This window comes from Paenibacillus sp. TAB_01 (assembly GCF_043945595.1).
Lineage (GTDB): Bacteria > Bacillota > Bacilli > Paenibacillales > NBRC-103111 > Paenibacillus_S.
In genome coordinates this window covers 4,101,541-4,123,975 of sequence record NZ_JBIFNP010000001.1, presented here as the reverse complement: position 1 = coordinate 4,123,975, position 22,435 = coordinate 4,101,541, and the positions used below count along the sequence as shown (strand labels likewise).

Here is a 22,435-nt window from a genome sequence, read left to right as displayed (position 1 = left end):
GATGACGGCAGCTACGGTAAAAATATGCGGACTGCGCGAGCCCGAAACGCTGCGCTCCATCCTTCATTTGCCGATTGATCATATCGGCTTCGTATTTGCGAAGAGCAAGCGGCAGGTGACGCCGCAGCAGGCGGCTGAAATGACACGCGTTCTGGAGCAGCGGCGGGAGTCTGGGCTGCAGACTCCGCTTTCTGTTGGTGTGTTTGTCGAGCCGGAGCGGGAGCAGCTTGCAGCGTTAATGCAGGTGGCGAGGCTTGATGTCATTCAACTGCACAGCAAGGAAAGCCCGGAGCTGTGCGCATGGATCAAAGAAACCTTCCCGGGCGTTCAGGTGTGGAAGGTGATCTCCGTAACGCAAGCACAGCATAGCGGGGAAAAGGAAGCCGGAAGCCCGGAATCAGGCAAGGAGAATTTTGCTCCTGCTAAGGAGGATGGCCTTGCCGGCGAAGCGGAGCGGGCTGTCGCGGCTGTTCTGGAGCCATACCGATCCGTAGTCGATGCGATCCTGCTGGATACGCATGATCCGGTTTACGGCGGCGGCTCAGGGCAGACCTTCGCGTGGGACGCCATTCCGCCTTATCGGCGGTGGTGCAGCGAAGCGGGAATAAAATTACTTGTCGCCGGCGGCCTGCAGGCGGATAATGTAGAAGAGCTTGTCGAAGCCTATATTCCGGATGGTGTAGATGTATCGAGCGGCGTTGAAACGGAAGGCATCAAAGACGTGAAGAAAATTACTAGCTTTGTCGAAAGGGTGAAGCATACATGAATCAGGTACCTGATGAATTAGGTCGTTTCGGTAAATTCGGCGGACGTTACGTTCCCGAAACTTTAATGAATGCGTTAATCGAGCTGGAAGAGGCTTACAAGAAATTTTCGAAGGAAGAGAAATTTCAGGAAGAGCTGAAATATTTGCTCCACCGTTATTCGGGCAGACCGACTTCGTTGTATTATGCCGAGCGCTTGTCGAAGCATCTGGGCGGAGCCAAAATTTATTTGAAGCGCGAGGACCTGAACCATACCGGCGCTCATAAAATCAACAATGCGCTGGGGCAAGGCCTGCTTGCCAAGTGGATGGGCAAGAAGAAGCTGATTGCCGAAACAGGAGCCGGACAGCATGGTGTCGCTACGGCAACCGTGGCCGCTTTGCTCGGTTACGAGTGCAAGGTATTCATGGGCGAAGAGGATACCAAGCGTCAGCAGCTAAACGTGTTTCGCATGAATTTGCTGGGGACCGAGGTCGTTCCGGTTACTTCGGGAACCAAAACGCTGAAGGACGCATGTAATGAAACGCTTCGTTACTGGGTCAGCCATGTGGACGACACGTTCTATATTCTCGGGTCGGCCACGGGCACCTCATCCGTATCCGATGATGGTGCGCGATTTTCAACGTATTATCGGCGATGAATCCCGCAAGCAGATTCTGGAGCTCGAAGGGCGTCTTCCGAATACGATTGTTGCGGCTGTCGGTGGCGGAAGCAACGCTATCGGGATTTTCTATCCGTTCGTCAACGATGAGGGCGTCCGCCTGATCGGCGCGGAAGCGGCAGGCAGCGGTATTGATACGGACAAGCACGCCGCGACGATGACCAAAGGCAGCCATGGCGTCTTCCAGGGTTCGATGAGCTATTTGCTTCAGGATGCATACGGACAAGTCCAGGAAGCTCACTCGATTTCCGCAGGGCTGGATTACCCGGGCATCGGACCGGAGCACGCGTATCTGAAAGATACGAACCGTGCGGAGTACTATCCGATTACGGATGCAGAGGCGCTGGAGGCGCTGCAGCTGCTGAGTCGTACGGAAGGCATTATTCCAGCGCTGGAAAGTGCTCATGCGATTGCTCAGACAATGAAAATTGCGCCGTCGATGGGCAAGGACGAAGTTATTGTGGTCAGCTTGTCGGGCCGCGGCGATAAAGACGTGGAAGCCATTATGAAATATTTGGGAGGTACGCCGAATGAATCGCATTGATCAAAAGTTCGCCGAGCTGAAGCAAAGCCGGCAGCCTGCCTTTATTCCTTTTCTTACGATCGGCGATCCGGACGTACGCACCTCCATTGATATTATTAAGCAGCTGGAAGCCTCCGGCGCGAGCATGGTGGAGCTGGGCGTGCCTTATTCCGATCCATTGGCGGACGGCCCTGTCATTCAACGCTCCTCGCAGCGGGCGCTGAAACAGCATCAAGTATCGATCCAGGACGTCATGGATACGGCGCGGCAGGCAAGAAGCGAGGGCAGCGAGCTTCCTTTCATCTTGTTCACTTATTATAATCCGGTGCTGCAGTACGGCCTGGAGCGGATTTTTGAAGTGCTGAAGGCGAGCGGTATCAGCGGTTTGATTATTCCTGACCTGCCGATGGAGGAAGACGCCGAGGTTCGTGAAATGGCGGAAAAGAACGATATTCACTTAATTCCTCTTGTCGCACCAACTTCCAATGACCGGATCAAACGTATCGTCGGCAGAGCCTCCGGCTTTGTGTACTGTGTTTCTTCACTCGGGGTAACGGGAACAAGAAGCGAATTTCACAGCGGCATCGACGATTTCCTTCAAACGGTGAAGGCTTCTACCGATCTGCCGATCGCGGTTGGCTTCGGAATATCTACGCATGAGCAATTTGCGAGATTTGCGACTTCTTGCGACGGCGTGGTCGTAGGCAGCGCCTTGGTTCGCCAGGTGGAAGAAGTGCTTCCGCTGTTCGAGAACGATTCGACGCGCCCGCAGGCGCTCTCGCAGATTGACCAATTTGTACGGCAGTTAATAGGGTAATGAAAGAGACCCCGCTAACCTATAGGTTGACGGGGTTTGTTTTTTCAGCGTCCTCATGGAATTTTAGCTAGACGGCCTTGGAACAAGGGCAGCAGAATTATTGGTCATCGATCAACGTTCAACGGTAGGAGGCCAAAGGCCCTTCGAAATAAACGATATGCTGGATTCGAATATGAAGGGAACGATCCTCCAGGTTGAGCTGTACATGGTCCGCGCCTACGCCTGCAAGCTGGCCCTGCAGCCGCCCCGCAGTTGTCATCAATGCGATCTGCTGGCCTTGATGCCTGCTGATATGCTGGAGAAAAACGGGATCGAGCAGGGTCATATACAGATTCGGCTGAGGCACTCCGCTGATAGGAACGATGGGGCTGTGCACGGCGGGCATTTGTCCGACATAGGCAGATTGGTCAATCGGTTTCTGAGCCTGGTTTGGATGCGCTCCATAACCATTCATATATTCCATCACGCCTTCCGAATCCAATTTGTCTAAGTGTATTGCCGCCGGATGCTGATTATGCCTTGAATCCGGCACGATTTGAAGAAGAAGCTCCTGCGATTTCGGCTGATCTGTGAAAAATAGTGGTTTGAATATGCTATATAAATAAGGTAGAATAATGCAAGAACAGAAGTCGCCGTTGTGCGACAATTTAATAGGGAACTAGCTAGAATCCGACAATAACAATCATGAATGAGGTGACCTGGGTGCAACCGAAGAAAAATATTATCCACCTGCCGGTCTATAAGCCTGGCAAACCTATGGAAGAAGTCAAACGTGAGCTGGGCTTGACGGAAGTCATCAAGCTTGCCTCCAACGAGAATCCTTTCGGCTGCTCGCCTAAAGCCAAGGAAGCTATTATTGCGCATGTCGATCAAACCAGCATTTATCCGGACGGAGGAGCCGTGGAGCTGACCAACGCGGTGGCCGAGCACTTCGGCGTCCATACCGATCAAGTCATTTTCGGCGCGGGCTCTGACGAAATTATTTTGATGCTGGCACGTGCCTTTTTCGTTCCGGGCGACGAAACGATTATGGCTACCACCACATTCCCTCAATATAAGCACAATGCCGAGATTGAAGGCGCAGTATGCATTGAAGTGCCGTTGAAGGACGGCGCGCACGATCTTCCTGCCATGCTGGCCAAAATTAACGAGCGGACCAAAATCGTCTGGCTGTGCAACCCGAACAATCCTACGGGGACGATGCATTCCCACCAGGAAGTATCGGATTTCCTTAAAGCAGTGCCTCCGCATGTGCTTGTTGTTTTGGACGAGGCTTATGCCGAGTACAATGTTTCGGGAGAATATCCTGACAGCATCGCGCTTGTAAATGAATTTAAAAATGCCATTATTTTGCGTACATTCTCTAAAATTTACGGTCTTGCAACGCTTCGTATCGGTTATGGGATCGGCCATGCGGACGTCATTCGCTCGATCAATCAGGTCCGTGAACCGTTTAACACGACCGGTTTTGCACAAAAAGCCGCACTGGCGGCTTTGAAGGACAATCAGTTCATTGAAGATTGCCGCGATGCGAATGCGCGAGGAATCGCTTACTTGTCCGAGCAGTTCAATAGACTGCAGCTGTCCTTTTACCCGGCTCATGGAAACTTCATGATGGTCGACGTTCAGCGTCCCGGCGCACAGGTATTCGATTCGCTGCTGCGCAAAGGCATTATTATCCGTCATGATGCAGGGTGGGGCGAGCCTACCAAGATCCGCGTGACCGTAGGCAGCCAGGAGCAAAACGAAAAATTCGTTGCCGCACTTGAAAAAGCTTTGAATGAGGTGCCTGTCGAGGCATAATTCCCAATAAGCAATAGATGCGCTTGGGATAATAATGAGATAAAGGAACCTTCGAATGATAAAAATTGCAATTTTCGGCGTTGGCTTGATCGGCGGATCGCTCGCTCTTTGCTTTAAAGGCAAGCCGGGGGTAACCGTCGTCGGTCATTCGAACAGCCCTCAATCGGTACAGAAATATTTGAAGCGTAACGTAGTGGACCATGCGACGACCTCTATGGAAGAAGCAGTGCAGGACGCGGATTTTATCTTCCTGTGCGTTCCGGTTGGCAATCTCGAGGAATATTTGCTCAAATTGTCCCGGCTTCCGTTGAAGCAGGGCTGCATTATTACGGACGTCGGCAGCACCAAAGCTTCCATTGCCGCATGCGCGGCCAAGCTCGAGCTGAAGGACGCCTTCTTTATTGGCGGACATCCTATGGCAGGCAAGGAGAAATCAGGCGTAGAAGCGGCGACTTCCCAGCTGTTTGAGAATGCTTACTATGTTCTGTCTCCTGACGAGACAACGCCTGAGGAAGTGTACGGGCGTTTAACGGAGCTTCTCCAATCGACCCGGGCCATTCTGGTCAAAGTGAACCCGCGGCTGCATGACGATGTTGTCGGTGCGATAAGCCATCTGCCGCATATCATTGCGGTTGCTCTGGTTAATCAGATCGCCAAATATAATGAAGCGAACTCGCTGTATCAAAATCTCGCCGCAGGCGGGTTTCGGGATATTACGAGAATCGCCTCCGGCGATCCGATTATTTGGCGGGATATCCTGATCAATAATCGGGAAGTCATGCTCAAGCTGCTTGCCGATTGGAATGAAGAAGTAGCCCAATTTATCGAGCTGCTTAAGAACTCCGACGGGGAAGGGATCCAGGAGCAGTTCCGGACGGCAAGCGAATTCCGCAGCAGCCTGCCGGAGCGGAGGAAGGGGATTCTCACATCGGTGTACGAGGTGTATGTGGATGTGCCGGATCACCCGGGCATTATCGGCCAGATCACCATGCTGCTGGGCAATCATAACGTGAACCTCAGTAACATCCATATCATTGAGAGCCGTGAAAACATTCTCGGCGCTCTGAGGCTGTCGTTTAGAGACGAAGGTCATATGGATAAAGCCATCGAGCTGCTGAAAAAAGAGAACTACGCCGTCCAGGTGTAAATAGGCCGGGCTCGTACAAGATTGGCGATGGATCGCTTTTTGTACGAGCCCGGCTTTTTAATAATCTCAACGAAACCGTTTTCAAAAAAACCATTGACATTTTGTAACCGTATACATATAATAAAAGTACAGTATGGTTTCTCTCCACTCCTATCCGAATAATCGCACAAGATTGTGCAGCCACCTTTGTATAAAGGTGGTATTTTTTTGTTCTGCTATTCTTTTCGGGATAGCCTAACGTACAATAGTAGTAAGAACATCCACCTTTTTTTGGCAATTCTTCTGAATCATGTCGATTAAGAAGGAATTTTGACTTATTTCACGAATAACTATGGAGGAACCCCGAAAATTAATATGTTTTTTTATCATATACCGCAACTTTTTTACTCCCAATTGGTAAAACAATTAGAATCACTGGGAGTAAGCCAGGAATCACAAGGAGGGTCGTACTGAATGACCGATTCCCAGTTGATCAGAGAGATCAAGGACGGCAACGTCCAGCTTTATGACGAGTTAATGCGGCGCTATGAACGTAAAATCTTTGCTTTCGTATATCACATGCTGAAAAGCGCCCAGATGGAATCTCTTGCGGAAGATCTATGCAACGAGACGTTCTATAAAGCGTATAAGAGCCTGCATTCCTTCAGGGAAGTTGAGGCTACTTTTTCCACATGGTTATACACCATCGCAAGGAATACGGTGCTAAGCGAGCTGCGTAAAAATAAAAATACGAAGGTGTCTTTGGAGCAAAGCGGTTTGGAACCCCATGCAGGAGCGGATGCTATGCCGGAGCTGACGGTTTTGCGCAATGAGAAAGTACTGATGGTTCGCGATGCTATTAACAATTTGCCTGAAAAACAGCGTTCCGCTCTTATTTTACGTGAGTACGAGCAGTTGGATTATCAGGAAATAGCCAATATCCTTGGGCAGACGGTAAGCTCGGTTAAATCCTTATTGTTCAGGGCGAGAGCAAGTGTTAAGCTCCAGTTGGAACCATACTTTCTTGATCCGATTTTTGAGGAGTATGAAGGGATGAATCGATGATGAAATGTGATGATATTCAGGAATTGTTCGGAGTCTATTGGGACCTTCCGGAGCACGACTTGAAGCGTCGGCGGGTAGACGAGCATATCATGTATTGCAGCAGCTGCGCTGCGGAATTTGAGATGTGGAGAGAAAGCACCGAGCTGATTCAGTCCGCCTCCGAGGCAGTCGATATCGGGGAGGAACGCACCCCCATCTCCAGAAGCGTCATGGAGCGTATTTATCAGGATGAAAGCTGGAGAGTGCCGGTAACGGATCGCAAATACGCGATTACATACAGGTTTAGAAGAAACATATCCGCCGCTATTGCCGTTTGTTTGGCGTTGTTTATTTTCTCGTTTGTCTTTTCCATCACGCATCAGCCGACGGTAGAAACCGCCGCAGCGTCCAACAGCTCATCCATTTTCGGAAGAATGGAAGAGCCGGTCGCCGTAGGAGGCAGCAAGACCGAATCGATGAACGTGCATTCAATGCCTTCCGCCGTGGCCAGCCTGAAAGGATTCAGCGAGCCATTCATGTATCAGGCCGGACCGATTCATACGGTGAAGGATTATATGATCTTTGTCTCGCTTCTTGGCTTAACCAGCACGCTGCTTGTGATGAACTGGTTGTCGCGAACGAAATCGTAAGAAAAGCATAAGAAAGCGAGGAAAAGGTTTGATCACTATAGGATTTATTCGACATGGCACAACCGAATGGAATTTGGCCGGACGTATGCAGGGGCAGATGGACACCGAGCTTGCCGAGGTAGGCGTGTTTCAAGCACAGCGGCTGGCACAGCGTCTTGTGGGAGAACAATGGGACGGAGTCCTCTCGAGCGACTTGATCCGCGCCAAGCAAACGGCCATGACGATAGCCGAAGTCACGAAGATCCCTTTTCTTGGTGTAGATAAAAGGTTGCGGGAGCGGCACTTCGGGGAAGTGGAAGGAACTACGGTGGAGGAGCGGATCCGCCGCTGGGGGGAGAACTGGAGACAGCAGGAACTCGGGATGGAGAGCGATGCGCAGCTGCTGGAGCGTTGGGCTTCGCTGCTTCAAGATCTGGACAGCCGTTTCCACGGTCAGAAAATACTTCTTGTCAGTCACGGAGGCTATATCGCTCCGGTGCTGGAACAACTGCTGGGAGACCCGGTTGAGTCCCATTTGGCCAATACTTCGATTACGATTGTGGAAAGAGTGGAAGCCGAGTGGCTGTGCAAGCTGATGAACTGCACGGTTCACCTGCAAGGAATTGAATAATTATGCCTATATCGTCTGCTCCCTGTAGCCCGGGGGCAGACTTTTTTAACATGATAGAATTTATATGTTTTCGGGGTCCCCGCAAAGTACCTGAGTCCGCTTCGAAGCATAAGCCCCACTTTGTGGGGTTATTTTATTTTTCCGCCCCCGTTTAAATTTGCCGCATCTTCCTATAATGGTAAGTAAGCAGGCATTGGAGGTGGGGACAGATGAATTTAGCGGATATGTTAAGCTATGCGGATATTCACGATCTAAGCCGAATCGCCGATACGTACAACTGTGAATGCAACGGCCACTCCAAAAATGAGTTGATCCAGTCGATTCTATCTACGGTCAATCGGAGAGAGATTTTTGAGCGCCAAGTGGTGGACTTGTCCATTGAAGATGTGCGCTTCTTGAACTCGCTGATCTTCGATCAACGCGGATCGTTCAGCCTGGAAGAACTCCTCGCCAGAGTGCAGCAAAGCCGGTTCGAAAAAGACGAGAATGACGCGTGGAATCCGCGGGAAATGATTACCCGCTTTAAGCAGCGGGGCTGGCTGTTCAACGGCTACTCAAGGGATACCCGGTATTTATTCCAGGTTCCGAACGATTTGAAACGAAGGTTCGGAGAGGCTTTGACCAAGCAGCTCCGGCAATCTTTGGTCCTGACAGGCGAGCCGGGGATATACAGGGACGAGCAGCAGCTGATCGTCGACGATATCTCTCATTTTCTGCAGTACCTATCCCAGCAGGAAGCGGCATTAACGGCAGAGAATTTTATGTACAAGCGGCAGCTTCAGCAGGTGCTCGACCGGCTTTCGGTTAAAGAGGACCCTGTTGGCAAAACGGCATGGCGTTTCGGCTACGGAAGAATGTTTAAGGAATACCCGAACCGGTTTTCCTTCATTTATGATTATTGCTACTATGCGGAGCTGATTCAGGAGCATCATCAGGTTCTGGCGCTTACGGAGCACGGAAGAGAACGCGTGTCTGCAGGCCGCAAGGAAGATTTGCTGCAGGTATACCGGTTCTGGCTCCGGCTTTACAAGAATGCGATTCCGAATATTCAATCGCTCGTTTTCTGGCTGGATAAGCTCGCGAAGGATTGGATAAGCGTGTCCTCCGCCAAGGAGGCGCTGCTTCCATTGATTCGGCCGTTCTACTACGATACGCCCGAATCGATTCTGGAACAGCGTGTGATGCGGATGATGATGCATCTTGGACTGCTGCGGATCGGAGAGCACGAGGAGCATGGGGCCGTTATTCAGATAACCAAGCTTGGAAGCAGGGTTATCCAAGGTATTTACGTACCGGAGGAAGACAAGATTGTCATCCCGTTTGACAATCCGTGAAGCGCTTGTTCGAAGCGCACCGCTGTATGGCATGAACCGCAAGCGCCGTATAGGTAAAGGCACATTCGTCGGGATGGGGGCTATTGTACTTAACGGCGCGGATATAAGTGAATATGCTTTAGTAGGGGCAGGTTCGCACATGACGGAATGTAACGTATTCCCATACACTCTTTTCACTCGGTTCCCCTGCCAGGTTGGACGTAAAATTGAAGGAAGCCGATTTGCAGCGAATGCAGTGAAACGCAGAAAAGCTATGTGACAACGGGCGGCGAGCACCGCCAGCAGGCGAATCCTTAGCTCTATTCTAAATTTGAAGAGAGACCCGGTCTGGAGGTAAGTTCTATGGGCAAAATGAACGTTTCCAATGATATGATGCTGAGCTTGTTTGCGGAGATGGTCTGGGATGAGGCCTTGCGCAAGTATAGGGAGCAGTATTTGTACAAAGAGATTGATCTGGCTTTGGCCAAGGGAGATGAAGAATCGTTTCTTGCCCTGACTACAGAACTGAAATCGCTCTACACCTATGAATGCAGCCGAAGTACTGAAGCCTGAATTATGACATTTTGATGAAAGACATATGAAACCTCTTCATATGTCTTTTTTTTGTGTTACATTGGGTACTATATCGAGCAAGGAAAGGAAGCGTGGCAAATGAAATTTAGCGATGTGGAGGCGTCTTCATGGCCGGAGCTGCAGCCTTATGTGGATACATGTCTGCTGCCCGTTACCGGGCTGAGCGGAGATGAACAGCCGTGGGAGGCAACGCAGGCCTTGGAGGCTTTGCGGGATGCGCTGGACTGTCTGGAGATTCCCTATAAAGGAAGAGTTCTGACTTATCCGGCCTTTCATTTTGTGGACGGACAAGCGGGGGAAGAACTGCTCAGCCGAACCTGCGCACGATTGAAGCAGCAATTTCGATACGTTGTGATTGTTACGGCCAAAACGGAGGCAGCTCTGCCGCTGGAGAAGGTAGAGGCGGACGCTCTGTTTGTTTTGACACCGGAAATGATAGCGAATTCAAAGTCGGACGTTCGACAGTCGGTAAGCGCAAAAGTGCAGCAATTATGGACGTCAAGGTAACGTTTGCGAACCGTGTATGTTCGGTGGCATTTTTGCTAATTCTATGTACTGGACATACCATTTTGGCTCGTTCACAGATGTGACAATTTCGTTAAATGTTACCACTTGGACAAGAGTTGGGGCCTTGAAATGCAAGGCAAAATTCTTGACGCACCCTAGCTCGTAGGCTATTATTAGTAATGTCCTAGTATGTGGTGTAAAGTTATGTCGAACGACGTGATATATGTTGCAAAAGGGGGTAGAACAAGAATGAGCGAGCACAATAATCAGGATGCGCAACATCAGGGAGAAAAGCCGGTTAAACGTCGCGAGATGTCCCGTCGGCAGTTTCTTTCCTATACCCTTGGTGGAGCCACAGCTTTCATGGGCGCCGGAATGCTGGTCCCTATGGTAAGATTTGCTGTTGATCCTGTACTTCAACCAAAAACGAAGGCGGACTGGGTTAAGGTTGTGGAGGCCGGACAAATTACGGACGAGCCGAAATCCTTCAAGTTTAAGGTTGCATCAAGTGGATGGATGGTATGAGAACGACGCAGAATTGGAAGCTTGGATTGCCAAGGATAAGGACGGCAATCTATTTGCTTTGAATCCAACCTGTAAGCACCTTGGTTGTACGGTTAACTGGAACGCAAATCCGGAGTATAAGGAACAATACTTCTGTCCTTGTCACGGTGCGCATTACACGATTGACGGGAAGAACCTTGCTGTAGCGCCGGCGCCTTTGGATCAATACGATCTCAAAGTCGAAAACGGCTTTGTTTATGTGGGTCAGCTTGGTCCGAACAAAAGGGTTAAATAAGGAGGCGTAACATCAGATGTTTAAAAATGTGTATAACTGGATTGATGAACGTCTAGATATCACGCCGATGTGGAGAGATGTGGCCGATCACGAAGTGCCAGAACACGTGAATCCGGCGCACCATTTTTCCGCATTTGTTTATTGTTTCGGCGGTCTGACGTTTTTTATCACGGTTATTCAAATCTTGTCCGGTATGTTCTTGACGATGTACTATGTTCCGGATATTATCAACGCTTATGCAAGTGTCGATTACCTCCAACATAAGGTTGCATTCGGCGTTATCGTTCGCGGTATGCACCACTGGGGCGCAAGCTTGGTAATCGTTATGATGTTCCTACATACACTGCGCGTCTTTTTCACAGGCTCCTACAAAGCGCCTCGTGAGATGAACTGGGTTGTCGGAGTATTGATTTTCTTCGTTATGTTGGGTCTTGGTTTTACAGGCTATCTGCTGCCTTGGGACAATAAAGCTTACTTCGCTACCCAAGTAGGTATTAAGATTGCCGCATCGGTTCCTTATCTCGGCGATTACATCAAAACCTTCCTGCAAGGCGGCGAAATTGTCGGAGCGCAAACCTTAACCCGGTTCTTTGCCTTGCACGTATTCTTCTTGCCAGGCGCTTTGCTTGCCCTCTTGGCAGGCCACTTCTTTATGATTCGTAAACAAGGTATTTCCGGTCCGCTTTAAGAAAACGTTCTACGACGTCATTTTGAAGTTTGAGCGTCCGCGGTTAGACAGGCAGTTTTTCTTGCGTGCGGAAGGATTCTAAGGCAGTATTCGGGGATTTCTTCCGACACTATAAGAAGTAAGGAGGGGCAAATAGGTGGCTCACGGTCATAAATCTGACGAAAAAATCGTTTATGTGGGAGATTCGCGCGTCCGTGCTAAATCTTCTCACATTCCCCAGCCGGATTACTCTGCGTTTCCAGGGAAATCGGAAGTGTTCATTCCAAACTTTCTATTGAAGGAATGGATGGTTGGGGTTGTAGTTCTTGTAGGGATATTGTGCTTGGTTGTATCGGATCCGGCGCCTTTGGGGTATCCGGCTGATCCGACGAATACACAGTTTATTCCAATGCCTGACTGGTACTTCTTGTTCATGTATCAATTGCTGAAGTATCCGTATACTTCGGATAAATTCGTTGTGTTCGGTACGGTTATCATTCCGGCTATCTTGTTCGGCGGACTGATGGTTGCCCCTTTCCTGGATACAGGGAAGGAAAGACGCTTTTACAGACGGCCGATCGCTTCCACTTTGATGATTTTGACTCTGATCGCTTGTACATACCTCACAGTCGTTTCTTGGACGCACTACGAGAAAGAGCTTGAAGAGAAGAACATCATTCCGGAGCACATCAAGCGTGAAGAAGAGCTTCATGCAGCTAAAGGCGCAGGCGGAGAAGGCGGCGGTGCCGTGAAAAAACCTGCTGCAGCTGCGGCTATTGTTGCGCCTGACGATCCGGGAGCGGAAATCTTTAAGAAAGCTACTTGCGTATCCTGCCACGGCGGTGAATTGAAAGGGATGCCTTCTTCCGGTATTCCAGCTCTGCGCGGTATTGGCGACAAGCACAGTAAAGACGAAATTTTGAACATCATCAAAAAAGGCCAAGGCAACATGGCGGCACAATACGATGAGAACATTAAAAAAGGCTTGACTGATGCGGATATCGATAAGCTGGCTGAATGGTTGGCTAAGCAGAAACAATAGTCTCTTCCAAGGACCTGACCGTTTAACGGTCAGGTCACTTTCGATCAAGTACCGTTCTTTATGCGCAGTGTTTATTTAGCGGGTCATAGCTATGTTTTTTAAATAGAGATGATCCAGTCGGGAGGGACTTCCTTGCTCAGGATGTCGGTTCGTTATTTTTTGTCCAAAGCCTTTTTATCCGGGCGCTTTATGTTATGGAGCATGTTTTGGATTAATTTCTTGGGAACGATCTACGGTTATTATTGGTATGGAAAGCAGCTGGTATTTACCGCTGACAATCTGTCTGTGGCGTACCTGCCGTTTGTGCCGGATAGTCCGACAGCAAGCTTGTTTTTTACAGGAACGATGGCTTACTTACTGGTTGATTCCTACAAAGGAAGACTGGCACGGCCGAGGACCAATTGGTTTCGCTCGATTGTGGAAGCCTTTGCAGTCGTCACATCTTTTAAATATGGCGTCTGGGCCGTTTCAATGATCTGGGCGGCGGCTTATCAAGGAGATCCTGTCAATTGGCAGGATTGGATGCTGACCATCTCTCATTTGGGCATGGCGGCGGAAGCTATTTTATATGTAAGCTCGTATACATATTTGCTGGGCGGAGTAGCCGTTGTTGCGGCCTGGGTGCTGTTAAACGATTACATGGACTACGGGGTGGGCGTTTTTCCTTGGCTGCCCAAATCATTGTGGGATGAATTGCCCCAAGTGGCTTCTTACACGGTCGCACTCAGTATTGTAAGTGTGATTCTCGCCGTAATTTTGATCCAGGTACGCAAAAGTATGCGCTCCGAACAGGTCTAAACGTGGACATCCCTCCATAAATTGATGGTAGGAGGGATGTCCGATGTTGTTTAAAGGTGCTTGGAGAGGTACAAGCCTTGTGATGGCAATCTTGTTAGGGGCACAGCTGTTCGCAGGCTGCAGCAAACAGGAGCGTTCGGCTCCACAGCTGGAACAAGCTTTGCCGAGTCCCGAACAGACGCAAAGAGTAGAGCTGCTAAACCAAACGGCGGATGACATGTATACAAAGGTTATGCAGGGAGATATCACAGGCGGGCGCATGGTTCTGCAGCAGTTGGGCGATCAGGTGACACAGGTACAGTACTACGGCATCGCTTCCGTGGAGGGGATGAATGCGTTGGCCGAAACCGTTACCCAAGCGAAGCGGGTGTTCAACGCGGCAAAGTATTCTCCTGACGAGGGCCAGGTATCCGCTGCAAAAATCAGGCTGGCAACCGATGCCTTAACCCATTCGAATCAACCGATGTGGCTGCAATATTACAAGCTGCTGCAGGAGGACATTCGCGGAATCGAGCAAGGTGCCGAGCAGAAGCAGCTGCAGGGCCTGCAGCAGGCTATCCGTCAGCTGGAGCAGCATTATGCAATCATTCACCCCAGCTTGCTGATCAGCAGAGACCCGGCCGATGTGGAGCAGGCGGATTCGTTAGTCACCTTCTTAACGGGGCAGCTGCATTCGGACCAGGAGCCTTATGGCGCGGTGAAGAATGTAATGACGCCGCTGCGGCAAATTATTGACAAGCTCTTCATGAAAAAAGATGCCGCAGCTTATCTGCCGATCACGGATCAGCAAAATCCGATTCTGTGGACGCTGGCGATCGGTTCGTTTATATTGGCTGTTCTCGGCTTTGCCGGATGGAGACTGTCTAGGAAAGACGACGGTCTGGTCCCCGTCCGTAAGCAGGACAAAGCACAGCTTCCCTAATTTTTCGGGAAATAGATTTCATTTACTCCGGCTTAAAGCCTTCACCCAATACGTCTTGAACCTCGTTGATGATGATAAATGCGCGAGGATCGACGGAGCGGGTCAGGTCTTTAAGCTTTTTCATTTCATGGCGGGCGACTACGCAGTACAGCACATTTTTTTGCTGCATGGAATAAGCGCCGACCGCCGGCATGATCGTCGCGCTGCGGTTCCATTTGCTTCGTAATTTGCGCCGCGAGCTCCTCCGTATGATCGGAGATGATAGTAAAGGCTCTAGCGGCGTACGCGCCTTCAATAATAATGTCGATCACTTTAGTTGTAATATAGACAACAACGAAGGTGTACAATATTTTTTCTTTGGCAATGAAGAATAACGAGGATCCGATGACGGCCGTATCGAAAATCAGGATCACCTGCCCCATGCTCCATCCCTTCGATTTTTGTCCGATCCGCGCAATGATATCGCCGCCCCCCGTCGTCCCGCCATAACGGAAAACAAGCCCGAGTCCCGCACCTAAGGTGACTCCGGCATACGCCGTTACAAGAAAATAATCTTTATCCGTCTGAAAGGGGACGATCCATCCGTGGCGAATCAGCTGCTCCATCACCCACAGGAACAAGGAGAGGGACAGCGTCCCGAAGATCGTATAAAGCATGGATTCCTTTCCCAGATGTCTCCAGCCTAAATAAAATAGCGGAATGTTAATCAGCAAAGTCGAAAATGAAGGCGGCAGGTGAAAAATATAATTTAATAACAAAGCGATCCCGGTGACCCCTCCCTCCATCAATTCATTCGAAATGACAAAGTAATGAAGACCGAAGGCGTAGATGGCGGTCCCGAGCAGGATGGGAAGCAGGTTGCGAAGCTTGTCCTTAGCGAAAAATTCCGATATCATGAAGGCAATCTCCTTGCATCGTTCATTGGAATGGGGCTTAAATCGACAAGTCATTCCCCTATACATTTCTTAGTATGTGTAAGAAAAGACAAAAAAAATTTGTCATGTCTGCCTGTTTTGCGATAACATGGTAATAAGCAGCCTGAAGAGATCCATTTCAGGTTCATTTGTCACATCAAGTAAAGGATCGGTGGAGGTAAGAATGACGGAGCGCTCACTCAAAGAACTTCAAGCTGAAGTGGATCAATACATATCGCAATTTAAAGAAGGCTATTTCAGCCCGCTTTCCATGTTAGCCCGAATGTCGGAGGAAGTAGGCGAGCTGGCAAGGGAAGTCAATCATCAATTCGGAGAAAAGCCCAAGAAGCCTACGGAGGAAGACAATTCCATTGAATTGGAGCTTGGAGATATATTGTTTATTACGATTTGTTTCGCGAATTCCCTGGGGATTGATCTTACGGAGGCGCATGATAAAATTATGCATAAATTCCGGACGCGGGATGCGAATCGCTGGACAAAATTGAACACCGATAACGAGTAATTTTCATATGCTGTACCATCACCCTTTGTAAGGAGGATGGGCAGATGGATGGAGATGCGTTAATCAAGAAGGCGTATGAAGCCATTTTAAACAGCGATTTTGAACAGGCCATTGAATGGTTTGAACGCGCGATTGCGATGAACCCGAACAATGCCGCCTTCCATTACAAGCTTTCCATTACGTACTCTCGCAGCAATAAGCTCCGCAAAGCCGTTGAGCATGCGACTCAAGCCGTCAGGCTGGATCCGGAAGAGGATCATTATATCTTCCATTTGCAGCATTTGCAGGCAAGGCAGACGATAAGGCAGGCAGAGAAGTTTTTCCATGGTTCGGAGGATCAGCTGTGGATGGCCGTCGCGCTGTTGAAGCAGGCGATCATGCTGGATTCTTTATCTTGGGAGGCTTTTCTTATGCTGGGTCTTGCTTACTCGCGGCTAAAAGAGTATAGTCAAGCCATTCAGGCGATTCGGGAGCTGTTGAGGCTGGATCCGGAGCATGAAATAGGCCGGCAGCTGCTGGAGGAATATCAGAACCATTTGAAGCAATATATGCAGTCCTAATCTATTTATTTATGAAGCGAAAATGAAAGGAAAGATATTCTTATGAGTCGTATTCGAGTGGCGGTAGCGGGTGCAAGCGGCCGTATGGGCCGTGAAGTAGTAAAAATGGTATTAGGAGATCCGGAGCTTGAGCTGGCCGCAGCCGTAAGCCGATCCTCAGACCCTTCGATGGATGCGGGTCGGCTGGTTGGGCTGGATGCCTGCGGCGTAAACATGAGCAACGATCTTGAGCTTGCTCTTGTCGAAAGCAAACCGGACGTATTAGTCGATTTTACGACCCCTCATTCCGTAGTAAGCAATACGGCCCTGGCGCTTAAGCATAAGGTTCGTCCGGTAATCGGAACGACAGGCTTTACGCCTGAGGACATCGCAAACTGGGACAAGCAATGCAGAGAGCTGGGCATTGGCGGCATCATCGCGCCGAATTTCTCGATTGGCGCCATTCTGATGATGAAATTTGCGGCGCAAGCGGCCAAATATTTCCCGCATTTGGAGATCATAGAGTATCATGGAGATCAGAAGCTGGATGCTCCGTCAGGCACTGCGATTAAAACAGCTGAGCTGATCTCAGAAACGCGTCAAGAGCTTCGCCAAGGGAATCCGAAGGAAGAAGAGACGATCGAAGGCGCGCGCGGCGGATTGTATAATGGCTTTAGAATACATAGCGTTCGTTTGCCCGGCGTGTTTGCGCAGCAGGAAGTAGTATTTGGCGCATTCGGCCAAACGCTGAAAATTCGCCATGATTCCTATGATCGGGCGGGTTACATGCCAGGCGTCAATGTAGCTGTGAAAAAAGCGATGGAGCTTGAAGGCATCGTATACGGATTTGAACATTTTATAGATTAAGACTAGTGAAAAACATAAGGGGTACGATACACATGTCAATGAATATCGCTTTAATCGCCCACGATAGAAAAAAAGAAGAAATGGTCAATTTCGTTATCGCCTACGAGACTGTTTTTGCTCATCATACTTTATACGCTACCGGCACGACCGGCACGCGAATTATGGAAAATACGAAGCTTCAGGTGAACCGTTTTATGTCCGGTCCGCTTGGAGGCGACCAGCAAATCGGTGCGATGGTCGCTACCAATGAAATGGATTTTATTATTTTCCTGAGAGACCCGCTGATGGCGCAGCCGCACGAGCCCGATATTATTGCGCTGCTTCGCTTGTGCGATGTGCAGGGCATTCCGGTTGCAACGAATATCGCAACGGCCGAAATTCTCGTCAAAGCATTAGACCGCGGCGATTTCGCATGGCGGGAGCTGGTTCATAAATATAAACCTGGTGTGGACGGCCAATGAGCGACGGACTGGATATTCTTATCTTCGGCGCACATCCGGACGACGCCGAGATTGGCATGGGCGGAACGATCGTTAAGCATACTTCGGCAGGATATCGTGTCGGGATCTGCGATCTGACGTACGCCGAAATGTCATCCAACGGAACGGTGGAGACGCGACAGCAAGAAGCTGCTGCCGCTTCTTTCGTGTTGGGGCTCGCGATGCGCTCGAATCTTGGCTTGCCGGACCGGGGCCTATGGATTGAGCCGAAGAACATTGCCGCTATCACAAGTGAGATCCGTAAGCATAAACCGAGAATCGTATTTGCTCCTTATTGGGAGGATCGCCATCCGGATCATATTGCCTGCAGCAAGCTGGTGCAGGAGGCTGTGTTTAATGCCAAGCTGCGTAAATATGATCCCGGCACCGAGGCGCATACCGTGGAGCAGTGCTATTTTTATTTTATTAACGATGTGGCGGAAGCGGATTTGGTTGTAGACATTACTTCGAATCACGAGCAGAAGATGCAGGCGCTCCAATGCTACCGCACGCAATTTGAAAAGGGAACTTCAGACAACGATTATGTGCCGACCCCGCTGAATCAGGAATACCTGGAGCGGGTGGAAGCAAAGGACAGGATGCTTGGCCAGAAAAGAACGGTCGGCTATGCCGAAGGCTTTGTGAGCAAGCTTCCTTATTTAATTCAATTATTCTAGGAATAACGGAATATACTATGGGCAGGGGAGGGTGAAGACAGATGAAGGAAAGGTTGAAGATCGGCATTACCTGCTATCCTACTTTAGGCGGTTCGGGTGTCGTTGCCACAGAGCTCGGCAAGCTGCTTGCCGAAAAGGGACACGAGGTCCGATTTTATTACGCACAGCATGCCTTTCCGTTTAGGAAAGTTCGATAAAAACATTTTTTATCATGAGGTGGAAGTCAACGATTATTATGTGTTCAAATATCCTCCCTATGACTTGTCCTTGGCCAGCAAGCTGGCGCAGGTCGTACAGCTGGAGGAGCTGGATTTGCTCCACGTGCATTATGCTATTCCGCATGCGGTTTGCGCACTGCTCGCCAAACAAATGGTCGGAGATAAGCTTAAGGTCGTTACAACGCTGCATGGAACGGATATTACGGTACTGGCTCAGGACGAATCCTTGAGCGATTTAATCCGCTATGCGATTAATCACAGCGATGCGGTCACGGCTGTTTCGGATGATCTGATCAACGAAACGCGCAAGCTTCTGGCCATTGAGAAGCCGATTGATTTGGCCTATAACTTTGTTGACAAAAGAGTGTATTATCCCCGCGAGGTTCAGGCTCTTCGCAAAGAATTCGCTCACCCTGACGAGAAAATTTTAATACATATTTCCAACTTCCGTCCGGTCAAACGGGTCACCGATGTCGTGGAGATCTTCGAGAAGGTCAGCCGCGACATTCCTTCCCGTCTTCTATTTGTAGGGGAGGGGCACGGAGCTGTCCAAAGTATTATGCAAGGTCAAAGAGCTTGGTCTGCTGGACCGCGTCACCTTCTGCGGCAAGCAGGATGATGTGGCGCAGCTGTTATCGCTGTCCGATGTCATGCTGCTGCCTTCGGAGAAGGAGAGCTTCGGCTTGGTTGCTTTGGAAGCCATGGCATGCGGAGTACCGACCATCGCTTCGAACGCCGGAGGCATCCCGGAGCTGATTACCCACGAAGAAAGCGGATTCCTGGCGGAAATCGGGGATGTAGAAACGATGGCCCATTATGCGAAGCGGCTTTTGTCCGACAGCGCCCTGTACGAGAAAATGAAGGCGGCTTGTTTGCACAGAGCGCGCTTTACTTTCTGTAATGACGTCATTACACGGCAGTATGAAGAAATATATTACCGCGTGCTGGAGCGGCCGATGCCTGAAGAGCTGAAGCTGAAGCCGCTGAATTGTTAATCGGAGGCAGCATGAGGGAACCGTTGGAAGCAGGAGCGATCAAGGTGCTTCAAGGGCTGCAGCAGCACGGTTACGAGGCTTATCTCGTCGGCGGCTGTGTCCGCGACCGGATGCTTGGCCGCACTGTGAAGGACTACGACATTGCCACCTCTGCCCGTCCGGAGCAGGTGCAGAAGACGTTCGAACGAACGATTCCTACAGGGCTTCAGCATGGCACCGTTACGGTCGTTGTTGACGGCTTCACATACGAGGTGACCACCTTTCGCAAGGAAGAGGGTTACGAGCAGTACCGCAGGCCGGCGGAGGTTCATTATATCGACACCCTACTGGAGGATTTACGGCGCCGCGATTTTACAATGAACGCGATGGCGCTGGACGCCGAGGGCAAGCTGGTCGACCCGTTCGGCGGCATGGAGGATCTGCGTCAAGGCACTCTCCGCTGCGTCGGAGAGCCTCATGAGCGGTTCGAAGAGGATGCGCTGCGCATGCTTCGGTGCATCCGCTTCGCGGCCGAGTACGGCCTGCAGGTGGAGTCCCGTACCTGGGAGTCGCTCTGCCGCCATGCCCCGCTGCTGAAGCATATTGCGATGGAGCGGGTACGCATGGAGCTCGAGCGTATGCTCGGAGGCTCCGCCCCGCACACCGCGCTTCAGTATTTGGCGGGCAGCGGACTTTTACGTTATACGAAAGCCCCGCTCATTCTTCAGGCATTACATGCTGACCGGGATTGGGAGGCTATAGCTCAGTTAAGCTCCGTGACCGGCCGCTGGGCCTACCTCTATCTTCACTTTTCCCGCAGTGCCCCGGAAGTAGAGGAGGAGCTGAAGCGGCTGACCTTCTCCAATCAGCAAATAAGGGAGATTGCAGCGGTGGCAGCCGCCGCGTATGAGGTATTAGCCTCCAAACGCTCGGTACTTTCGGCAGAAAGCAGCGCATCGGCTCAAGACGATGCCAAGCGGATCTGGAAGCTGGCGGCATTGAAATTCGGGCCGAAGGCGCTGAGGGAGCTTCATGACATCATCAGTTCCGATAGAAGGTTAGACTTATTCGCCCAAGCCGATCCGGCAGACGTCGAGCGATGGGCGGCCCGAGGAACGGACTGGCTTGACGAGCTGAAAGTAACGAAGCTTTCAGAGCTGAATCTATCTGGAAACCAGCTGCTCTCGGGCCTCAGCCGTAAGGGCGGCCCATGGATGTCCGTGCTTTTGCAGTATTTGCTGGAGGAAGTCGCGTTAGGCCGTATGGAGAACCGTACGGACACGCTGCTGGAGGAAGCCGGCCGCTGGGTGAGCCGGGAACTTACCTAATTAAGCAGGAAAGCGGTACATAGAATGGATGAACAACTGATACGCATATTTGAAGAGAATCCGGACAGCTTTGTCTCGGGCGAACAATTGAGCACGACCTTGGGCTGCAGCCGAACGGCCATCTGGAAGCATATTGAGCGGCTGCGTCAGGAGGGCTATGTGTTCGAGGCCGTTTCCCGCAAAGGCTACCGGATGATCGGCAAGCCGGAGAAGCTGGATATTCCGGCTATTATGGCGGAGCTTGAGACCGAAACGTTTGGGCGGACGATCCATTATTTCGATGAAGTGGATTCCACCAACACGATGGCGCATACGCTGGTCAAACAGGGTGCCGTAGAGGGCACGCTCGTCATCGCGGAGAAACAGACAGCCGGCAGAGGGCGGATGGGGCGCGCATGGCATTCGCCAAAAGGGAAGGGCTTGTGGATGAGTCTTATCCTTAAGCCCCGTATTCCTTTGCAATTTACGCCCCATTTGACCCTGCTGGTCGCTGTGGCGCTGTGTCGTTCCATTCGTCAGGCAACGCAGCTGTCCGCAGGAATCAAGTGGCCTAACGATCTGCTCATCGACGGGAAGAAAATCAGCGGCATTTTGCTGGAATCCAGCGCCGATGACGAGAATCTGCAGCATGTCATTGCCGGCGTAGGCATCGGCGTCAATCTGCGTCCTGAGGATTACCCCGAAGAGCTCCAAAGCGTCGCGACTTCGCTTGCGATCGAGGCAGGCCGGGAAATTGATCGTAAGGAGCTGCTGAAGCAGTTTATGCTGGAGCTGGAGACGATGTACAAGCTTTACCACGAACAGGGCTTCGCGCCGGTCAAGGCGTTGTGGGAGGCACTGAGCGTCTCTCTCCATACGCAAGTCCGGACCCAGTCACCGCAAGGGCTGAAATCAGGCTTTGCCGTAGGCATCGATGATTCCGGGGCGCTGATCGTCCGTCAGGAGGATGGCACACTAACCAAGTGGTATTCAGGTACAATCGAATTCGGCGCTCCCTGAGCTTGAGCCGAATTTAAAATAAATGATGGCTTCACTGACTATGAAAAGTTTGGTATAATAAAACGGAGGCGGTATCCGACAGGAACCGCACTCCCATTGTAAGATCTTTGTTCCAACTGAATAGCCCAATTGGAATATGTCGGATTCTGCTCTGAGCCTAACGGACCGAGACAGAAGGATCATATGGTGGATTTAACATGTGAACCTTTTAGCTTTCGTGGGCTAAAAGGTTTTTTTGTTTATACTAAGGCTAACTAAACTTGAATGAAAGCAGGTG

At 50.5% G+C, this 22,435-nt stretch carries 22 protein-coding genes and 5 pseudogenes; 25 read left to right on the top strand and 2 right to left on the bottom strand.

Translation table 11 applies throughout. The features are described from left to right. The first annotated feature begins 1 nt into the window (after position 1). From ACHHV8_RS19940 to trpA, 3 genes and pseudogenes are all read left to right on the top strand, one after another. Positions 2–766 (top strand): phosphoribosylanthranilate isomerase, encoded by a 765-nt coding sequence (locus ACHHV8_RS19940; protein ID WP_395160903.1) that lies wholly within the window; start codon positions 2–4, stop codon positions 764–766. Further along, positions 763–1,969: pseudogene (trpB, locus tag ACHHV8_RS19935) on the top strand (tryptophan synthase subunit beta). Before ACHHV8_RS19940 ends, trpB begins: the two are co-directional and overlap by 4 nt. Next, positions 1,956–2,765: a tryptophan synthase subunit alpha gene (gene trpA / locus ACHHV8_RS19930; RefSeq protein ID WP_395160901.1), complete on the top strand. Its 810-nt coding sequence runs from the start codon at positions 1,956–1,958 to the stop codon at positions 2,763–2,765. Before trpB ends, trpA begins: the two are co-directional and overlap by 14 nt. A gap of 118 nt (positions 2,766–2,883) precedes the next feature. On the opposite strand, the gene ACHHV8_RS19925 is transcribed toward trpA, so the two are convergent. Continuing rightward, a complete protein-coding gene (locus tag ACHHV8_RS19925) occupies positions 2,884–3,219 on the bottom strand; it encodes a DUF2642 domain-containing protein (RefSeq protein ID WP_395160899.1) in 336 nt (111 codons plus the stop codon). A 248-nt stretch (positions 3,220–3,467) separates the two neighbouring features. Between ACHHV8_RS19925 and hisC the strand changes: the two genes are divergently transcribed. The 14 genes and pseudogenes from hisC (at position 3,468) to ACHHV8_RS19855 (ending at position 14,640) form a co-directional block, all read left to right on the top strand. Next, a complete protein-coding gene (gene hisC / locus ACHHV8_RS19920; protein ID WP_395160897.1) occupies positions 3,468–4,568 on the top strand; it encodes a histidinol-phosphate transaminase in 1,101 nt (366 codons plus the stop codon). 55 nt (positions 4,569–4,623) lie between these two features. Beyond that, positions 4,624–5,715, top strand: a complete 1,092-nt coding sequence (locus ACHHV8_RS19915; RefSeq protein ID WP_395160895.1) for a prephenate dehydrogenase — start codon at positions 4,624–4,626, stop codon at positions 5,713–5,715. 453 nt (positions 5,716–6,168) lie between these two features. Then, positions 6,169–6,759 carry an RNA polymerase sigma factor gene (locus tag ACHHV8_RS19910; RefSeq protein WP_395160893.1) on the top strand — a complete coding sequence of 197 codons (591 nt, stop codon included), beginning with the start codon at positions 6,169–6,171 and terminating at the stop codon, positions 6,757–6,759. Beyond that, positions 6,756–7,388 (top strand): anti-sigma factor family protein, encoded by a 633-nt coding sequence (locus tag ACHHV8_RS19905; protein WP_395160891.1) that lies wholly within the window; start codon positions 6,756–6,758, stop codon positions 7,386–7,388. Before ACHHV8_RS19910 ends, ACHHV8_RS19905 begins: the two co-directional genes overlap by 4 nt. Before the next feature lie 28 nt (positions 7,389–7,416). Continuing rightward, positions 7,417–7,998, top strand: coding sequence for a histidine phosphatase family protein (locus tag ACHHV8_RS19900; RefSeq protein ID WP_395160889.1), 582 nt, complete (start codon positions 7,417–7,419; stop codon positions 7,996–7,998). A gap of 209 nt (positions 7,999–8,207) precedes the next feature. Then, positions 8,208–9,332 carry a hypothetical protein gene (locus ACHHV8_RS19895; RefSeq protein ID WP_395160887.1) on the top strand — a complete coding sequence of 375 codons (1,125 nt, stop codon included), beginning with the start codon at positions 8,208–8,210 and terminating at the stop codon, positions 9,330–9,332. Between the two features lie 49 nt (positions 9,333–9,381). After that, positions 9,382–9,629: pseudogene (locus ACHHV8_RS19890) on the top strand (gamma carbonic anhydrase family protein); the annotation flags it as partial. A gap of 45 nt (positions 9,630–9,674) precedes the next feature. Further along, positions 9,675–9,884 carry an IDEAL domain-containing protein gene (locus ACHHV8_RS19885; protein WP_395160885.1) on the top strand — a complete coding sequence of 70 codons (210 nt, stop codon included), beginning with the start codon at positions 9,675–9,677 and terminating at the stop codon, positions 9,882–9,884. Between the two features lie 99 nt (positions 9,885–9,983). Continuing rightward, positions 9,984–10,412 carry a DUF2487 family protein gene (locus ACHHV8_RS19880; RefSeq protein ID WP_395160883.1) on the top strand — a complete coding sequence of 143 codons (429 nt, stop codon included), beginning with the start codon at positions 9,984–9,986 and terminating at the stop codon, positions 10,410–10,412. Positions 10,413–10,661: 249 nt separating this feature from the next. Next, positions 10,662–11,211, top strand: a pseudogene (locus tag ACHHV8_RS19875) (QcrA and Rieske domain-containing protein). Positions 11,212–11,227: 16 nt separating this feature from the next. Further along, complete coding sequence (qcrB, locus tag ACHHV8_RS19870) at positions 11,228–11,899, top strand: menaquinol-cytochrome c reductase cytochrome b subunit (RefSeq protein ID WP_395160881.1); 672 nt, start codon at positions 11,228–11,230, stop codon at positions 11,897–11,899. Between the two features lie 136 nt (positions 11,900–12,035). Further along, a complete protein-coding gene (locus tag ACHHV8_RS19865; protein ID WP_395160879.1) occupies positions 12,036–12,920 on the top strand; it encodes a c-type cytochrome in 885 nt (294 codons plus the stop codon). A 141-nt stretch (positions 12,921–13,061) separates the two neighbouring features. Continuing rightward, positions 13,062–13,718, top strand: coding sequence for a DUF1405 domain-containing protein (locus ACHHV8_RS19860; RefSeq protein ID WP_395163567.1), 657 nt, complete (start codon positions 13,062–13,064; stop codon positions 13,716–13,718). A 43-nt stretch (positions 13,719–13,761) separates the two neighbouring features. After that, positions 13,762–14,640: a sporulation protein YpjB gene (locus ACHHV8_RS19855; RefSeq protein WP_395160877.1), complete on the top strand. Its 879-nt coding sequence runs from the start codon at positions 13,762–13,764 to the stop codon at positions 14,638–14,640. A gap of 22 nt (positions 14,641–14,662) precedes the next feature. On the opposite strand, the pseudogene ACHHV8_RS19850 reads toward ACHHV8_RS19855, so the two are convergent. Continuing rightward, positions 14,663–15,536: pseudogene (locus ACHHV8_RS19850) on the bottom strand (YitT family protein). A 202-nt stretch (positions 15,537–15,738) separates the two neighbouring features. Here ACHHV8_RS19850 and ACHHV8_RS19845 point away from each other — a divergent pair. The 8 genes and pseudogenes from ACHHV8_RS19845 (at position 15,739) to ACHHV8_RS19810 (ending at position 22,158) form a co-directional block, all read left to right on the top strand. After that, positions 15,739–16,077, top strand: coding sequence for a nucleotide pyrophosphohydrolase (locus tag ACHHV8_RS19845; protein ID WP_395160875.1), 339 nt, complete (start codon positions 15,739–15,741; stop codon positions 16,075–16,077). Positions 16,078–16,121: 44 nt separating this feature from the next. After that, positions 16,122–16,637, top strand: a complete 516-nt coding sequence (locus ACHHV8_RS19840; RefSeq protein ID WP_395160873.1) for a tetratricopeptide repeat protein — start codon at positions 16,122–16,124, stop codon at positions 16,635–16,637. 42 nt (positions 16,638–16,679) lie between these two features. After that, complete coding sequence (gene dapB / locus ACHHV8_RS19835) at positions 16,680–17,483, top strand: 4-hydroxy-tetrahydrodipicolinate reductase (RefSeq protein WP_395160870.1); 804 nt, start codon at positions 16,680–16,682, stop codon at positions 17,481–17,483. A 38-nt stretch (positions 17,484–17,521) separates the two neighbouring features. Continuing rightward, positions 17,522–17,944: a methylglyoxal synthase gene (locus ACHHV8_RS19830; RefSeq protein ID WP_395163566.1), complete on the top strand. Its 423-nt coding sequence runs from the start codon at positions 17,522–17,524 to the stop codon at positions 17,942–17,944. Continuing rightward, a complete protein-coding gene (gene bshB1, locus ACHHV8_RS19825; protein WP_395160868.1) occupies positions 17,941–18,639 on the top strand; it encodes a bacillithiol biosynthesis deacetylase BshB1 in 699 nt (232 codons plus the stop codon). The genes ACHHV8_RS19830 and bshB1 overlap by 4 nt, the downstream gene beginning before the upstream one ends. A 41-nt stretch (positions 18,640–18,680) precedes the next feature. Beyond that, positions 18,681–19,852 (top strand): annotated as a pseudogene (gene bshA / locus ACHHV8_RS19820) (N-acetyl-alpha-D-glucosaminyl L-malate synthase BshA). 11 nt (positions 19,853–19,863) lie between these two features. Then, positions 19,864–21,159: a CCA tRNA nucleotidyltransferase gene (locus tag ACHHV8_RS19815; protein WP_395160866.1), complete on the top strand. Its 1,296-nt coding sequence runs from the start codon at positions 19,864–19,866 to the stop codon at positions 21,157–21,159. Between the two features lie 24 nt (positions 21,160–21,183). Continuing rightward, complete coding sequence (locus ACHHV8_RS19810; RefSeq protein ID WP_395160864.1) at positions 21,184–22,158, top strand: biotin--[acetyl-CoA-carboxylase] ligase; 975 nt, start codon at positions 21,184–21,186, stop codon at positions 22,156–22,158. Positions 22,159–22,435 lie beyond the last annotated feature (277 nt).

Coding starts and splice junctions, on each gene's coding strand:
- qcrB (WP_395160881.1), top strand. CDS start 11,228: ATGTTTAAAAATGTGTATAACTGGATTGATGAACGTCTAGATATCACG.
- ACHHV8_RS19845 (WP_395160875.1), top strand. CDS start 15,739: ATGACGGAGCGCTCACTCAAAGAACTTCAAGCTGAAGTGGATCAATAC.
- ACHHV8_RS19940 (WP_395160903.1), top strand. CDS start 2: ATGACGGCAGCTACGGTAAAAATATGCGGACTGCGCGAGCCCGAAACG.
- dapB (WP_395160870.1), top strand. CDS start 16,680: ATGAGTCGTATTCGAGTGGCGGTAGCGGGTGCAAGCGGCCGTATGGGC.
- ACHHV8_RS19910 (WP_395160893.1), top strand. CDS start 6,169: ATGACCGATTCCCAGTTGATCAGAGAGATCAAGGACGGCAACGTCCAG.
- ACHHV8_RS19905 (WP_395160891.1), top strand. CDS start 6,756: ATGATGAAATGTGATGATATTCAGGAATTGTTCGGAGTCTATTGGGAC.
- ACHHV8_RS19840 (WP_395160873.1), top strand. CDS start 16,122: ATGGATGGAGATGCGTTAATCAAGAAGGCGTATGAAGCCATTTTAAAC.
- trpA (WP_395160901.1), top strand. CDS start 1,956: ATGAATCGCATTGATCAAAAGTTCGCCGAGCTGAAGCAAAGCCGGCAG.
- ACHHV8_RS19830 (WP_395163566.1), top strand. CDS start 17,522: ATGAATATCGCTTTAATCGCCCACGATAGAAAAAAAGAAGAAATGGTC.
- ACHHV8_RS19925 (WP_395160899.1), bottom strand. CDS start 3,219: ATGAATGGTTATGGAGCGCATCCAAACCAGGCTCAGAAACCGATTGAC.
- ACHHV8_RS19810 (WP_395160864.1), top strand. CDS start 21,184: ATGGATGAACAACTGATACGCATATTTGAAGAGAATCCGGACAGCTTT.
- bshB1 (WP_395160868.1), top strand. CDS start 17,941: ATGAGCGACGGACTGGATATTCTTATCTTCGGCGCACATCCGGACGAC.
- ACHHV8_RS19860 (WP_395163567.1), top strand. CDS start 13,062: ATGTCGGTTCGTTATTTTTTGTCCAAAGCCTTTTTATCCGGGCGCTTT.
- ACHHV8_RS19855 (WP_395160877.1), top strand. CDS start 13,762: ATGTTGTTTAAAGGTGCTTGGAGAGGTACAAGCCTTGTGATGGCAATC.
- ACHHV8_RS19880 (WP_395160883.1), top strand. CDS start 9,984: ATGAAATTTAGCGATGTGGAGGCGTCTTCATGGCCGGAGCTGCAGCCT.
- ACHHV8_RS19815 (WP_395160866.1), top strand. CDS start 19,864: ATGAGGGAACCGTTGGAAGCAGGAGCGATCAAGGTGCTTCAAGGGCTG.
- ACHHV8_RS19895 (WP_395160887.1), top strand. CDS start 8,208: ATGAATTTAGCGGATATGTTAAGCTATGCGGATATTCACGATCTAAGC.
- ACHHV8_RS19915 (WP_395160895.1), top strand. CDS start 4,624: ATGATAAAAATTGCAATTTTCGGCGTTGGCTTGATCGGCGGATCGCTC.
- ACHHV8_RS19885 (WP_395160885.1), top strand. CDS start 9,675: ATGGGCAAAATGAACGTTTCCAATGATATGATGCTGAGCTTGTTTGCG.